The sequence below is a fragment of the Sphingobium sp. OAS761 genome (genome assembly GCF_024168485.1).
Classification (GTDB): domain Bacteria; phylum Pseudomonadota; class Alphaproteobacteria; order Sphingomonadales; family Sphingomonadaceae; genus Sphingobium.
Genome location: NZ_JALJVY010000007.1, coordinates 119,189 through 133,985 on the forward strand (window position 1 = coordinate 119,189; position 14,797 = coordinate 133,985).

The 14,797-nt window shown below is 64.2% G+C and carries 12 protein-coding genes and 1 tRNA gene; 3 read left to right on the top strand and 10 right to left on the bottom strand.

Annotated elements, in window-relative coordinates; translation table 11 throughout:
- Positions 1-120: 120 nt before the first annotated feature.
- Genes J3E64_RS11055 through J3E64_RS11065 form a run of 3 tightly spaced genes read right to left on the bottom strand, consistent with a single transcriptional unit; the run spans position 121 to position 3,914 of the window.
- Positions 121-1,722, bottom strand: a complete 1,602-nt coding sequence (locus tag J3E64_RS11055) for an NAD(P)/FAD-dependent oxidoreductase (protein ID WP_253342805.1) — start codon at positions 1,720-1,722, stop codon at positions 121-123.
- Complete coding sequence (locus J3E64_RS11060) at positions 1,719-2,900, bottom strand: aromatic ring-hydroxylating dioxygenase subunit alpha (protein WP_253342806.1); 1,182 nt, start codon at positions 2,898-2,900, stop codon at positions 1,719-1,721. The genes J3E64_RS11055 and J3E64_RS11060 overlap by 4 nt, the downstream gene beginning before the upstream one ends.
- 48 nt (positions 2,901-2,948) lie before the next feature.
- Entirely contained in the window at positions 2,949-3,914 is a 966-nt protein-coding gene (locus tag J3E64_RS11065) for a bile acid:sodium symporter family protein (RefSeq protein ID WP_253343010.1), read from the bottom strand.
- Positions 3,915-4,013: 99 nt separating this feature from the next.
- Here J3E64_RS11065 and J3E64_RS11070 point away from each other — a divergent pair, with 99 nt between their 5' ends.
- Positions 4,014-4,772, top strand: a complete 759-nt coding sequence (locus J3E64_RS11070; protein ID WP_253342807.1) for an enoyl-CoA hydratase — start codon at positions 4,014-4,016, stop codon at positions 4,770-4,772.
- A 158-nt stretch (positions 4,773-4,930) separates the two neighbouring features.
- Here the strand turns inward: J3E64_RS11070 and J3E64_RS11075 are convergent, their stop codons facing one another.
- The 3 genes from J3E64_RS11075 to J3E64_RS11085 all read right to left on the bottom strand — a co-directional run bounded on the left by J3E64_RS11075 (position 4,931) and on the right by J3E64_RS11085 (position 6,829).
- Positions 4,931-5,845, bottom strand: a complete 915-nt coding sequence (locus J3E64_RS11075; RefSeq protein ID WP_253342808.1) for a DMT family transporter — start codon at positions 5,843-5,845, stop codon at positions 4,931-4,933.
- A gap of 83 nt (positions 5,846-5,928) precedes the next feature.
- A complete protein-coding gene (locus J3E64_RS11080; RefSeq protein ID WP_253342809.1) occupies positions 5,929-6,243 on the bottom strand; it encodes a hypothetical protein in 315 nt (104 codons plus the stop codon).
- Between the two features lie 70 nt (positions 6,244-6,313).
- Entirely contained in the window at positions 6,314-6,829 is a 516-nt protein-coding gene (locus J3E64_RS11085; protein ID WP_253342810.1) for a MarR family winged helix-turn-helix transcriptional regulator, read from the bottom strand.
- A gap of 125 nt (positions 6,830-6,954) precedes the next feature.
- Between J3E64_RS11085 and J3E64_RS11090 the strand changes: the two genes are divergently transcribed.
- Positions 6,955-7,029 (top strand) — tRNA-Gln (locus J3E64_RS11090).
- A gap of 44 nt (positions 7,030-7,073) precedes the next feature.
- Here J3E64_RS11090 and J3E64_RS11095 read toward each other — a convergent pair.
- The 4 genes from J3E64_RS11095 to J3E64_RS11110 form a co-directional block, all read right to left on the bottom strand.
- On the bottom strand, positions 7,074-9,290 hold the full coding sequence (locus J3E64_RS11095; RefSeq protein WP_253342811.1) for an amylo-alpha-1,6-glucosidase: 2,217 nt from the start codon (positions 9,288-9,290) through the stop codon (positions 7,074-7,076).
- A 14-nt stretch (positions 9,291-9,304) separates the two neighbouring features.
- Positions 9,305-10,399 carry a glycosyltransferase family 4 protein gene (locus J3E64_RS11100; protein WP_253342812.1) on the bottom strand — a complete coding sequence of 365 codons (1,095 nt, stop codon included), beginning with the start codon at positions 10,397-10,399 and terminating at the stop codon, positions 9,305-9,307.
- A gap of 425 nt (positions 10,400-10,824) precedes the next feature.
- The gene (locus J3E64_RS11105; protein ID WP_253343012.1) at positions 10,825-13,137 is read right to left on the bottom strand and encodes a bifunctional diguanylate cyclase/phosphodiesterase; all 2,313 of its coding nucleotides are present in this window, start codon (positions 13,135-13,137) and stop codon (positions 10,825-10,827) included.
- A 5-nt stretch (positions 13,138-13,142) separates the two neighbouring features.
- Positions 13,143-13,766 (bottom strand): methylamine utilization protein, encoded by a 624-nt coding sequence (locus J3E64_RS11110; RefSeq protein ID WP_253342813.1) that lies wholly within the window; start codon positions 13,764-13,766, stop codon positions 13,143-13,145.
- Between the two features lie 108 nt (positions 13,767-13,874).
- Here J3E64_RS11110 and J3E64_RS11115 point away from each other — a divergent pair, with 108 nt between their 5' ends.
- Complete coding sequence (locus tag J3E64_RS11115) at positions 13,875-14,747, top strand: DUF3034 family protein (RefSeq protein ID WP_253342814.1); 873 nt, start codon at positions 13,875-13,877, stop codon at positions 14,745-14,747.
- Positions 14,748-14,797 lie beyond the last annotated feature (50 nt).

The window sequence follows — 14,797 nt, forward strand, 5'->3', positions numbered from 1 at the left end:
GAAGCCCGGGCTTCCTCCCCCTTTTCACCAGATAACGAATTGCCTCGTGACGACCCGCCAGCGAAATCTTGACATCTGTCAGATTTTTTTCAAGCAGATAAATGACGGCGTCGCTTCGGCTCAGCGCCACCGGTTCCAGATGGCGCCGTCCTTGAGCACCGCGCGAGCCGCATTATGGCCCGGTGCGCCCGTCACCCCGCCGCCCGGATGCGTCCCTGCCCCGCACATATAGAGCCCCTTGAGCGGTCCGCGATAGGCGCCATGCCCCAGCACGGGGCGTGCCGACCACATCTGGTCCAGCGACAGATGGCCATGCATGATGTCGCCGCCGACCAGACCGAACTTGCGTTCCAGATCGAGCGGAGAATGGATCTGGCGTGCGATGATGCTGTCTGCGAATCGGGGGGCCTGCGCCTCCACGGTGGCGACGATCGCGTCCGCCGCCGCCTCCCGCTCGTCATCCCAATTGCGGCCGTCGGGCAGAACCGGCGCGAATTGCTGGCAGAAGAGGCTGGCGACATGGCATCCCGGCGGCGCCAGGCTGTCGTCGACGGTCGAGGGGATCAGCATTTCCACGATCGGCGCGCGGGACCAGCCGTCGCGCTTCGCATCCAGAAAGGCCCGGTCCATATAATCGAGCGTGGGAGCCAGGATGATGCCCGACTGGTGATGTTCACCGACACCCGGCAGGCAGGTAAAATCAGGCAGCGCCGACAGCGCCACATTCATGCGGAAGGTGCCAGATCCGACGTTGAACGCGCCGATCCGCCTGCGAAAATCGGCGGGCAGGTCCGACGGCGCCATCAGCCGTTCGTACAGGAGCTTCGGCCCGACATTGGCGATGACGCAGCGCCCCGTCACCTCCTCCCCGCCGTCCAGCCGCACGCCGACGGCGCGGTCGCCATCCACCAGCACCGAAGCGACCGGCGCCTCCAGGCTGATCTCGACCCCCATCGCCCGCACCACCGCCGCCATTGCCGTGGTGATGGCCCCCATGCCGCCGACCGCGTGGCCCCAGGCTCCCTTCTTGCCATTCACTTCGCCGAACACATGATGCAACAGGACATAGGCGCTGCCGGGTGTGTCGGGGCTGGCATAATTGCCGACCACGGCATCGAAGCCGAACGCCGCCTTGACCGCATCGCTTTCGAACCAGGAATCCAGGATGGTGCGGGCGGACTTGGTGAACAGATCCAGCACGTCGCGCTGCTGTTCGATGCCGAGCCCGGAGATGCGCCACCCCTGCCTGAGCGCGTCGATGACCATCGTCATGCCGTCCCCGACATTGGGCGGGCTTTTGAGCACAAGGTCGCGCAGCAGGTCGGCCACCACCTCCAGCGCAGCATAATAGGATGGCAGCGTTTCGGCATCCTTCGCGCTGAACTTGCGGAACTCGCCCTGTGTCCGTTCCAGCCCGCCGCCCAGTTTCAGATAGCCTCCATCGGGCTGCGGCAGGAAATTGCTGACAGGCCGTTCGATCACGCGATAGCCGTGATCGGCCAGTTTCATGTCGCGGATCACCCTGGGGTTGAGCAGGCTGACGGTGTAACTGGCGGTCGAGTTGCGGAAACCCGGATGAAATTCCTCCGTCACCGCAGCGCCGCCGACCACCGCGCGCCGTTCCAATATCCGCACGCGATAGCCCGCACGCGCCAGATAGAAAGCGCAGACAAGGCCATTATGCCCGCCCCCGATGATGACCGCATCATAGTGGCTGGTCATGGACGCGCGCTCCATCCGGCGGATGGCGCCGTACGAAGGCGGGCCTGCGGAATGCGCGCGCGCACCCGACCGCAGAAATGCCGCAGCGCCACTTCCTGTTCGCTGAGCGGTCCCACGCTGAAGCCGGACGAGGCCATCCCGGCCTGCACCCGGTTCACCAGATCGGTATCCTCTGCATTGACCTGCCGGTTGATGCGCCAGTTGAGATAGCGCGCCGCCTTCATTTCCCGCCGGTCATCGGGAACGGCATAGCTGATCTCGCGGATCAGGGTCCGGGTCGGCGACAGGGGCAGCCAGCTCATGAAGTCCACCTGATCGGGATAGATGTCGATCGCGAAATTGGGCCACAGTTTGAAATAGGTCCACAGCCGCTGCCGATCGGGCGGCAGGTGCGGGACCGTGGGCAGGAAATGCTGATAGGCGCGTTCGGACGGATTGGCGGACGGCAGGTCCAGTATCGGTCCCCACATCCTGTCCACATGCGCCGACGCCTCAACCCCGTATCCGTCGCCCATCAGCCGCCGCAAGCCCGGATGCGCGACCGCGATATGCAGGCCGTCCGAATAATTGTCGCCGATGATCTTCCAGTTTACCGCGCGCGGCCGCAGCGTCACGCGGCCCATCGCCCGCAGGTCGGGGAAGCGATAGGGCGCGATCTGTTCGGCATAGGGGGCCATCATAGCGGCGACGGATGGCCCGCCGTCATCTTCCAGCCGGACGAACAGGAACCCCTGCCACCGGTCGACCTCCACCGATGCGAGGCCATGATCGACGGGGTCGAAGGCCGGTCCGTAGCCGGTGCGGCCGGGCACGCCGGACAACCGCCCGTCCAGTTCGTAGGTCCAGCCATGATAGGGGCAGACCAGCTTCTTCGCGCATCCCACATCCGCATCGACGATCCGCGCGCCGCGATGGCGGCAGACATTGGCGAAGGCGCGCACCGCCCCGTCCGCGCCACGGATCAGAACGATGCTTTCGCCGACGAAATCGAACCGCTGGAAATCGCCGGGCGCAGGAATATCGCTGTCATGGCACACGATCTGCCACGATGGCCGAAGGATGCGTGCCACCTCTTCCGAGAAAAATTCGGTGTCGACATAGGTCCATGCCGGCAGGGACCAGCCCGCATCCGGATCTTCCTCCGTTCCTGCCCCCCTTCTCGTCAATTCGGTCCCCATATGAAACTGTTATACAATCGTATAATTATTGGCCGGGCCTGTCCATCGTTACTCCGCTTCTTCCGCTGCCAGTCTGCGCGCCAGCACGGCACAGGCCATGAGCTGGATCTGGTGAAACAGCATCAGCGGCAGCAACACCGGCCCGGCCAGGCTGGCGGGGAACAGCACGCCCGCCATCGGCACACCGGATGCGAGGCTTTTTTTAGAGCCGCAGAAAATCAGCACGATCGCGTCGGCGCGGGCAAGGCCGAGCGCGCGTCCCAAAACCCGGGTAAAAATGAGGACCACGGCCAGCATCATGCAGCAGATCAGCGCGAGCAGGGCCAGTTCGCCGCCCGACACACGTCGCCACAATCCTTCGACCACCGCCGCCGAAAAGGCGGCATAGACGACCAGCAGGATCGATGCCCGGTCGACCCGTCCCACCAATGCCCTGTGCCGGGCGATGAACCCGTCCACCCAGGGCCGCGCCAGATGGCCGAGCAGGAAAGGCAGCAGCAATTGCAGCAGGATCGCTTCGACCGCCTGGGCGGACACAAGGCCGCCGGTGCCGCCACGCGCCATGAGCAGCGCGACCAGCAACGGCGTCACGAGGATACCCAGCAGATTGGAAAAAGACGCGCTGACCACCGCCGCGGCCACATTGCCGCGCGCGATGGCGGTGAAGGCGATGGACGATTGCACGGTCGAGGGCAGCAGGGAGAGAAAGAGCAGTCCGTCCCGCAATCCTTCCGGCAAGGGCGCGGCATGGCGGACGATGATTCCGACGACCGGGAACAATGCGAATGTGGTGGCGAGCGTCCCCAGATGCAGCTTCCACGCCCTTGCCCCGCTCCAGATCGCCTCGCGCGACAATTTGGCGCCATGCAGGAAGAAGAGCAGCACGATGCCGGCGTCCGCGATTGCGCCGGCCACCTGCGCGCCAGCGCCCCTGGCCGGTAGCAGGGAAGCAGCCAGCACCGTCGCGAGCAACGCGATCAGGAAAGGATCGAGGACAAGGCGAAGGCGCTCTATCATAAGCCCGGGTTGATCGGAGGTCGGATGGCGCGATAGACGGCGCTCAGACTTGTCGCCACCTGTTTTGCCATGGGGCGTTGAAAGGAGAGATTGGGCATGAGCGAACATATCGCCATCAGCGAAAATGAAGGCGTGATCGAGATCAGGATCGACCGGCCCGAAAAGAAGAACGCGCTGACCGGCGCCATGTATCGGACGATGACGGCCGCGCTGGCCGACGCCGCGGGCCGACCGGACGTCGGCGCCGTGCTGTTTTCCGGCAGCGGCGACGCATTCTGCGCGGGCAACGACCTCAAAGATTTCATGGCCGGACCGGAAGGCGGCGCGGCCGCGTTCGATTTCATCCGGGCGATCGCGGCGTTCGAAAAACCCCTCGTCGCCGCCGTCCAGGGGCTGGCGGTAGGCGTCGGCACCACGATGCTGTTTCATTGCGACCTGATCTATGCCGCGCCCGACGCGCGCTTCATCACGCCGTTCGTCAACCTGGGCATCGTGCCGGAGGCCGGGTCCAGCCTGCTGGCCCCGACAATCATGGGTCATGCGAAGGCGGCCGCGATGCTGCTGCTGGGCGAACCGATGGATGCCGAGACGGCCGACCGGTCGGGATTGGTCACCGCCATCGTCCCGCCGGATGGACTGATCGACCATGCCCGCAGGAAGGCGGCGGCGCTGCTTGCCAAGCCGCCCGAGGCACTGATGGCGACGCGCCGCCTGATGAAGGGCGATACGGCGATCCTGTCCGCGCGCATCGAGGAGGAAGCGCGGCTGTTTCGCGAGAGGCTCGCATCACCCGAGGCGCAGGAGGCCTTTGCCGCATTCTTCGAAAAGCGCCCACCGGTGTTCCGCCGGACCTAGTGGTCCGATTCCGACATTCGACACCGTTCGAGGCCAGGCCTCGTTCGAATGTCGGAATCAATCCACCGGAGAGGCCTTGCGTTGCGCGGAAAGATCATGGTCGTAGAACCGTGCACGCCAAGGAGCCGCCGACCGTGACCGACCAACCTGCGGATGATTTATGTCCGCGTGTCGCGGCGGACCAGACGCAGTTCGCTGACGACGACCGCAGCGACGATGAGGACGCCGCCCAGCAGGGATGAAGGCGGCATCCGGTCGCCGGCGACGCGGCCGACGATGCCCGCCCAGACCGGCTCGCCGGCATAGATCAGCGTCGCGCGGGTCGGCGACACGCTTCGCTGCGCCCAGTTCATGACGAGCTGGATCAGCGTGGTCGCGGCGCCCAGCCCGCAGGCCGCCAGCAATATATAGGGGGACAAAGGCGGGATCGCCTCCCCCGCCGGCACCATCGAAGCGAAGCACAGAAACGACGTCACCGTCAGTTGGACCAGCGTCACGCGCACCACGTCGACCGTGCCGGCCCACAGGCTGATGAAGATGATCTCCAGCGCGATCGCGACGGTGCTGACCAGGGTCAGCGTTTCGCCCCACCCCAGCCCGATGCCGCTGCGCGGCCCCGCGATCAGCATCAGTCCCGCGAGCGCGAGTGCGACGCCGGCCCAGCTTGCAAGACGCGGCGGGCGCCGAAGGATTGCCCATTGGAGCACCGGCACCAGCGGCACATAGGCCGCCGTGATGAAGGCAGAGGTGGAGCTGGATATGCTGCGAAGCCCCCAGGCCTGGAGCGCATAGCCGCCGAAGATGCCCAGCCCGATCACCGCGCCCGCGCGCAGTTCGCGCCAGGTCAAACCGCGCAAGACGGGCCATGCCAGGGGCAAGGCGACAAGGGCGGCTGTACCGAAACGCAGGCCTACGAAGAACAGCGGGCCGGACGCGCGCATTGCAACGTGCACGATCAGGAAAGTGCCGCCCCACAACATGGTCACGCCGATCAGCGCCATTTCCGGCCGGCCGATCATCCATGGTCCGTCGGTCACCCGTTCGGGAAGCTGGGGCGGAAGCGCGGAGTCCATTGCCGCCGCCTATGGATCGTGCAGGCGTCGGTCAAGACGGGGCAAGCGGGGCGGCGCGTCCGCGCGCGCCGCCCATGCCATCATCAGTCGTTCTTCAGGTCGGTGCCCGCATCCTGAAGGGCATCGCCCATGTCGCGCTTGGCTTCCTGACCTTCCCGCCGGGCATCGGCGGCGGCATTGTCCGTCGCATCGCCGACACGATCCGCGCCATTGTCGATGGCGCGACCTGCGTCGTCCAGGCCGTTGCCGATCGCATCACCCGCGTCATCGACGGCGCGGCTCATATCGTTGCCGATGGAGGAGCCGGTATTTTCGAGATTATCCTGCGTTTTTTCCGAACAGGCGGACAGGCCGGTGGCGGCCAGGATCGCCATTCCGGCGAGGATGGGCATGCGCATGAAGCTACCTCTCTATCGTTGCATGGAGAGGGACAAGCGCGGGAAAGCCGATAAAGTTGCGTGCGGGAAACTACCGGCCGTGCAGGCCGAACACCATCGACCGGTCCGATTCGGGGATCAGCCCTTCCAGAACCCGCCAGAATCCTGTCACCGACCCCTGCCCCGCCTGGGCATAGGCAGCGGCCATTTTTTCCCGCAAGGCGCGGAAGAGATCGGCCTCGAGCGCCTGCCCGGACGGGCTGAGCCGCAGCAGCTTCTGCCGGCGGTCGCTCGTCCCCGTGCGCGTTTCTATGTAGCCGCGCTCGATCAGGTCGTTGAGTACGCGGCCCAGCGACTGTTTGGTGATTGCCAGCAAGGCCAGCAATTCCTTCACCGTCAGGTCCGGCTGGCGCGAGATGAAGTAGAGCGCACGATGATGCGCCCGCCCCAATCCCTGCGCCGACAGCCCCTCATCGATCGACCGGGTGAGCGCGCCATAGCCGAAATACAGCATCTCTATCCCGCGCCTTATCTCGTCCTCGCGCAGGAAAAGCGGCGACGCCGGGGCGATCTGCGCAGGGGTTGGAGAAGAAGAGGATGCAGACATGGCCGGTATCGTTCCAAGCAAGCGGGAAGCGGCCATATTGACGCCACGAAACTGCGATGACTAGGCTTTCCTTTCGCCGATATGACGTTATATGGCGGTCCTCGCCGGGCTCGGACCGGCTCTGCTGGGGCGTAGCCAAGCGGTAAGGCAGCGGTTTTTGGTACCGCCATGCGCAGGTTCGAATCCTGCCGCCCCAGCCAGACATGTCGGCAATCGATACGACATCCGCGTTACGCTGTCGCCGTCAGGCGATGGTGACGACCTGCGCCTCTCCGCTCCGCCCCATGGGCTTGACCACGGCCTTGCCCGCCATCCGGTCGAGCGCGACGTCGATCCGCGCATTGCCGACACTCAGTCCCTTGAGCAGCAACGTTCCCAGAAATTCGGGCAGCACGGGCTGTTCGAGGCACAGGCGTTTTTCATCGACCTGGATCGACAGCCCAAGGCAGGACTGCACCAGGGAAAGCGGTGCTCCGGCCGCCCAGGCCTGCGGCGAACAGGCAACGGGATAAAAGGTCGGACCCATCGCCCGGCGCCGGGGAAATCCGCAGAAGAGTTCGGGCAACCGGCGCAGATCGACATAGCTTGCAGCGGCGACCAGCCCTTCGAATATCCGCGCGGCTTCCTCCCGATAGCCGTAGCGCGCGAAACCGGCCGCGATCATGGCATTGTCGTGCGGCCATATCGACCCATTGTGATAGCTCATCGGATTGTAGCGCGCCTCGGTCGAGGCGATGGTGCGGATGCCCCAACCGGAAAAGGAGGCCGGCGCCATCAGGGTGCGAACGACGGCATCGGCACGGCTGGTCTTTGCAAGGCCGGTGAACAGCACATGCCCGGCATTGGACGAACGCACGCGGCATGGCTTCTTCGCGCCGTCGAGCGCCAGCACATAGGTTCCGAGGTCCGCATCGAAAAAGGCGGCGTCGAAGCGTTCCCGGAGGTCCCGGGCCCTGTCCAGATAGGCTGCGGAACCGGCAGCGTCGCCCAGCCTGGCGAGGATCGTCGCGATGCCATGCCATGCGCCGTAGACATAAGCCTGCACCTCGGCGATCGCGATCGGTCCCGACGCCAGCGAACCGTCGGCGTGAAAGACGGAATCATGGCTGTCCTTCCACCCCTGGTTCTGGAGCCCCTGGTCGGTGTGACGGCCATATTCGACGAAGCCGTCGCCATCGCGATCACCGTAACGGTCGATCCATTCCAGCGCGCCATGCAATTGCGGCAGGATGCTTTCGACGAACGCTAGGTCGCCGGTTCTTTCCAGATAGGCGCTGGCCAGCATGACGAACAGCGGCGTGGAATCGATACTGCCGTAATAATGCCGGAACGGCACTTCGCCCAGTTCGGCCATTTCACCGTGGCGCACCTCGTGCAGGATCTTGCCGGGTTCGGCGTCGGCGGCGGCGTCGAAACTGGTCGCCTGATGCGCGGCGAGATAGCCGAGCACGCCGCGTCCGATTTCCGGGTCGAGCCAGAGCGTCTGTAGCGCGGTGATCAGCGCATCTCGGCCGAAAACCGTGCTGAACCAGGGAATGCCGGCATAGGGATAGGGTCCGTAGGCCGTCTGGGTCGACAGCATCGCGATGTCCGCGATCGACCGCCCCGCAATTTCGTTGAACAGATCGTTGGTCGACCGGATGCTGGCGGCGCGCGCGCGCGCTTCCTTCATATCCTCCATCGCCTCGCGCAGCGATTTCAGGAAATGCCGCGACAGGCTGGATTCCTCCTCGGGGCGATAACAGCTGATCTGAATGAAAATCGCGCGGCGCTGCCCCGGATCGAGATGGAGTTGGAACCGTGCCTGTCGCTCGGACAATGTGGCGGGGCGAGGATCGAACCGCAGATGCGTCACCCGCTCCTGCCCGTCGCGGCCGAGATAGGTGAGTTCCGCCGCGGCCTCGGTAAGGCGCGGCTCCCCCATTTCGCCCCGGCGCAACCGGGTCATGCCGCGCACTTCGAAAAGGTCGGAGAAATCGGCCGCGAAGGCGATACCGATTTCCACCTGGCGGGCCTGGCTGTCGAAGTTGCGGACGGTGATCCGTTCATAGACCGCGCCGTCCCGCAGGAACCGGGTGCGACGCAGATGGATGAGGTCATGTTCCACCGCGACCCGGCCATCGTCCCCCATGAAGTCGGGATTGGCCAGGTCGCAGGTCAGTGTCGCATTGTCGTCGCGCAACGCCGAACTCAGCAGGATGGGACGCAGGCCGTTTACCGTCAGGTACAGGTGGGAAAGGTGCCGCGTATCCCGATGGTAGAGCCCCTCCGGACTGCCCGGACCCGCGATCGCGTCGCCGCTGTGATCGAACACGGCGAAGCTGTCGCCGTGCTTGAGCGTGCGCGGGCGCCGCTCGTGCAGCGACGCTGTGGCGGGAATGAAGAATTGGGTCTGCGCCTGGGACAGCATCTGGCCCGGATCTAGCGGCCGCGCCTCCGGAACGGGCTTGGCAAGTGACATGGCGATACCCTCTTTTATCCGACGACCTGAAGTTCCGCCCCCTCTCCGCGCATCCGGCGCAAGCGCGCCGCCTCCGTACGGGCACCGGGAAGAGCATGATACAGGTTAACATAATCCATCGCCATTCGTTCCGCGGTAAAACGTGTATCAAATGCTGCGCGGACGCCGATGCGGCTGAGGTTGCCCAGATGCCTGACCGCCTCGACCGCCTCATCCTCGCTATCGACGATGAACCCTGAAACGCCGTGTTCGACGACCTCCGGCACGGAACCGCAGCGGAATGCAATGACTGGGGTGGCGCAGGCCATCGCCTCTATCATCACAAGGCCGAAAGGTTCGGGCCAGTCTATCGGGAACAGCAAGGCCCGGGCATTTCCGAGAAATTCCGCCTTCTGCTGTTCGCTGATTTCGCCCACAAATTCCACATTGGGGTTGTCGGCGACAAGGGGGGCAATTTCCGCGTCCCAATAGCCCCGGTCGACATTGTCGATTTTGGCCGCGATCTTGAGCGGCAGGCCGGCGCGCGCGGCTATGCGAATGGCCCGGTCAGGCCGTTTTTCCGGAGAGATGCGCCCCAGAAACGCGAGATAGCCGTCATCACTTGCAAATTTGGGGCGAAGCAGGTTTCCGGGCAGGCCATGATAGATCGTCCCGGCCCAGTTCACCGGCGGCATCGGTGCGCGCTGATGGTCCGATATCGACACCAGGCTGTGATCGGCGAACCGGCGATAGAGTGGCGGCAAGTCCGGCAGGTCCAGGCGACCGTGCAGCGTGGTGACTGTCCGCCCGACGAAATCGCGCACCAGCGGCATATGGATGACGTCGATGTGAAAATGCAGCGCGTCGAACTCATCCGCCCGACGCTGCACTTCGTCCAGCAGGATCATGTGATAGGGAATGGTGTCGCGGACGTCGGGGTTAAGCCGCAGCGCCACGTCGGTAATCGGCACCAGTTCGGCGCTCGTGACGGAATCGCCGCTGGCGAACAGCGTGACGTCATGGCCCTGCCGCACCAGTTCCTCGGTCAGGTAGGACACGATCCTTTCCGTGCCGCCATAGAGTTTCGGAGGGACGCTTTCAGCCAGCGGGGCAATCTGCGCGATCTTCATAGGGAAATCTCTCCATCAAATATCCGATGGCCGATCCCCCCTCGCGGCAGCGGCTCTGACTAAAATCTCCGGTGTGAAACTGGTTGCACGCGGGGTGCCGACAAAATTTTGCCCCAGATCAAGATACATATCAGACGCGTCCCGTTGCACCGGACAGGTCAAGGCGGACGATCGGCTTGGGCTCAAGATCGCCCATGGCGGATTTTGGCACGAGGCCATTGCCTTCCGTTCCCCGCGTCGGCTCCAGGCGCGCGAGGCCCGCCTGATCAAACCAAGGGCATAGGGGCCTGGTTCCGCCCTAACTGTCGGAATTTCCGCACGACCGGCGCGCGCTTTGGACAATGGTGCCGCAACCCCGGAACTGCGCACGCGACGGAAGCGGAGAAAGCGCGTTTCCCCGGCACACCGGGATTGCGCATTTGCGATCAGGCGGCCTTGCGTTCGCCATCCAGCCTTTGCAGCAACCCCGCCACGTCGCCCGCGGGGATCGGCTTGCTGAACAGATAGCCCTGGATCTGACCGCATCCTTCGGCCCGCAAAATGTCGAGCTGGTCGCTATTTTCGACGCCTTCGGCCGTGGTTTCGATGCCCAGTGCGTCGGCCAGCGTCGTGATGGCGCGGATGATCGCAGTTGCGCCATCATGGGCCAGCAGGTCGACGATGAAGCTGCGATCGATCTTCAGCTTGTCGAAGGGAAAACTGCGCAGATAGCTGAGCGAGGAATAGCCCGTTCCGAAATCGTCGAGCGCCACGCGCACGCCCAGCGAGCGGAGGGAATGAAGCGATGCCAATGTCGCCTCGACATTGTCGATGAACAGGCTTTCGGTAATCTCCAGCTCCAGCCGCTGCGGCGCCAGACCCGAGCGGGCGAGCCCCTGCATCACGATGGCGTTGAGGGTCGCGCTTCGGAACTGGACCGGTGAGACGTTGACGGCGATCCGGATATCGTCCGGCCAGGTCACCGCAACCCGGCATGCCTCGTGGATCACCCACTCACCGATGGGGATGATGAGGCCCGTCTCCTCCGCCAGCGGTATGAAATCGATCGGGGACACCATGCCGCGCGTGGGATGGTTCCACCGCAGCAGGGCCTCGAATGCCGTAACCCGGTTCTGGGAAAGCCCGAAGAGCGGCTGGAAATGCAACGTCAGCTCGCCGTTGCGCAGCGCATCGTGAAGGTCGACCTCCATGGCACGGCGCGCCTGGGCTTCGGCATCCATCGCGCTTTCGAAGAAGCGATGGCTGCCCTTGCCGTCATGCTTGGCGCGATACAGGGCCAGATCCGCATTTTTGAGCAGCGACGTCGCATCCTCCCCATCCTGCGGCGCGAGCGCTATGCCGACGCTGGTGCCCGCCACGATGCGGTGGCCGTTGACCTGAAAGGGCCGTGAAAGCGCATTGACGATCGCGCGCCCGGTCTGGTCGGCGGCGCCCACACCATCCGTCACGATGATCGCAAATTCGTCGCCGCCAAGGCGCGCGACGAAGCCGGTCGGACATGTTTCGGCGAGGCGAAGGGCGACTTCGCACAGCAAGGCGTCGCCGGTCGGGTGACCCAGCGTATCGTTCACCGACTTGAAATTGTCGAGGTCGAGGCAGAACAGCACGAAGGCGTCGTTGCGCTGAAGCGACAAGGCGATCTGTTCGCGCAGCAGCGCCCGATTGGCGAGCCCCGTCAACCCGTCATGAAACGCCATATGCGCAATCTGGCGCTCCCGTTCCTCCACGGCGTTCACCATGCGGTTGAAGCTGCGCGCCAATTGCCCGATTTCGTCACGGGTCTCCACCCTTACCTCGGCATGCTCGCCCGAGCTGACCTTGCGGGCCGCAATTTCCAGGGCGACGATAGGTCGCGCCAGATTGCGTGACATGACGTAGGCACCCCAGATCGCCAGCAAGGTGCCGATGACGCCAAAGGCAAGCAGCGCCGTCAGGATCGGGGAATAGGCGGCCATGGCGTGCGTCAGGCTATATTCCAGCACCAGCATCTGCGGGGCGGACCGGATCAGATTTTCCACCGGCCGCGCCTGTGCCAGCATCCGTTCGGTCCCGCGATCCCATTCGCGCGTCATCACCCGGTCATTTTGCGCCGTTTGCAATGCAACGGGCAGTTCACTGAGCGGCATCAACCGGGGGTGCAGGTCGATCGTGGAAAGGCGCGCCAGTTGTTGCAGGTCGGCCGTGCCCATATTCTTCGCAAAGACGACCCAGCCCAGCAACATGGGCGCGCGTACGGGAGAGGCCGCGACCATATGATTATGCGATCCCCATCGGGCGATGCCATGGTTCCGCCCTTCATCCAGGGCGTCGAACAGCTGGCTGCTCTCCGTCGTGGTAAGTTCACCGATGTCGCCGGCCACGCTGCCGTCGACGCCGATGAACAGCGCATTGTCTATACCGAACCGCTGCTTAAGGCTGTCGAGCGCAGAGGCGACGGTCGGCGCGTCGCCCGTGCCGACGGCCGCGCGGAAGCCGAAATCGCTCGCAAGCACCGTGCCCGCCTGCTCCAACTGGCGGAACTGCAGCATCGTCATACGGTCGAACAGCGCGCTGCCGACCGTCATTTCCTGCCGTATGACCCCCTGCGCATAATGTTCGATGGCGTTGCGCGTGGCGAAGAGAGAGACCCCCATCACCGCGACGAACATCGCGCCATACAGCATCGTCATCTTGACCGTCAGGCCGGATGACAGGCGCAGGAGCTGGCGCCGCCAGCGCCGCTTCAGGCCGGCGAGCATCAAGATCAGCTGCCCGCGCGCAGCGTTACGGTAGCCGTCCTGACGACGGGACCGCTGCCGGGGACAGGAACCAGCACCAGCTGTTCATTATCCTTGCTCTTCATCATCGGGTGCCAGACCGTGACCTGTGCGGTGCCGGCCGCGAGGCCAGGGATGCGCACCTGTCCGTTGGCACCCGTCTTCGCGGCGAACGGCGTGTCCACCACCTTGATGAAGCCGCTCATCTGATCGTGGATGTTGCACCCCAGCGCAACGGCGCCCGCCGTCTTGAAGGTGTAAGACCGGGTCTCATCCTTGCCGAACAGCTTGATTTCGAACTTGGCCGGCCTGGAAAAGGAATAGATGTGATGGCGGACCTTGTCATGATTGGGGAAGCGCACGGTCGCGCCGACCGGCACGATCAGGACATGTGGCTGGAAGGCAATATTCTCCTGAACCATCGTCGTGCCCCAGGGAAAACGGATCGGTCCCGCAGGAATCCCGCCGGCCGGCCGGACGGTGACGACCGCATCGCTGACGGGACGGCCTGCCGCATCGACGACGCGCAGATCGAGATCGCCCGCATGGGCCGGAGCCGTGCCGATAGCAAAGGCCGCGAACGATAGGGAGGCGATACGTAATTTTCGCATAAGCGATGCAGATAGCGGTGAACGATAAATAAATGCTTAGTCCGGCATCAACGCACGCCCGCCACATTCTAACCGGGAATTAACCAAGACCGGCTATCCCCCGGCGCCATGAAATTCACGAAATCCGCGCTCGCTCTCGCATTGACCGGCATCGTCCTTGCGCCGCAACCGTCAGCCGCCAGGCCGCTTCGCAATGGCGGCAAGTTGCTGCTGACCAACGGTATTTCCTCGCTGGAGGGCGCGAGCGGTGGCGGGCTTACGCCCTGGGCAGTCATCGCCGGCAACGAGACGAGCGATGGCATCGGCCTCTCCGCGCACGGCACCCTGGTGGAGGTCAAGGACTATGACTATCAGAGTGCGGGGGTCGCGGTCGGATTTAGAGACAGGATCGAAATCAGCTACGCGCACCAGAATTTCAACACGAACGACATCGGCACAGCGCTGGGACTGGGTAAGGATTACGCCTTTTCGCAGGATGTCATCGGCGCGAAGATCAGGGTCGCAGGAGATCTGGTCTACGACCACCTGCCCGCGATCGCAGTGGGCGCACAATATAAGCGGAACAACAACGGCACGATCGTCCGCGCCATCGGTGCCAGGGACAATGAGGGCGTCGATTATTATGCCTCAGTCAGCCGGCTGTTCCTGTCCCGCTCCATCCTGTTGTCGGCGACGGCGCGCCTGACCAAAGCGAATCAGCTCGGCATATTGGGTTTCGGCGGCGACCTTAAAGACAGCCACAGCCTGCAATTTGAAGGATCGGCCGCCTGGCAACTGTCGCGCCGTCTGGCGATCGGGGGCGAATATCGGTCCAAGCCGGACAATCTGGGTATTGCGCGCGAAGATGACTGGTTCGACGCGTTTGCCGCCTATGCCGTCAAGCGCCACCTGACCGCGACCCTCGCCTATACCGACCTCGGCTCGGTCGCGACGGTGAAGGGTCAGCGCGGCATTTTCCTGCAGCTTCAGGCTGCCTTCTGATCTTCCGGGAATTTCCGCATGTCCTTCCTCGTCTCACTCCTGTTCCTTCA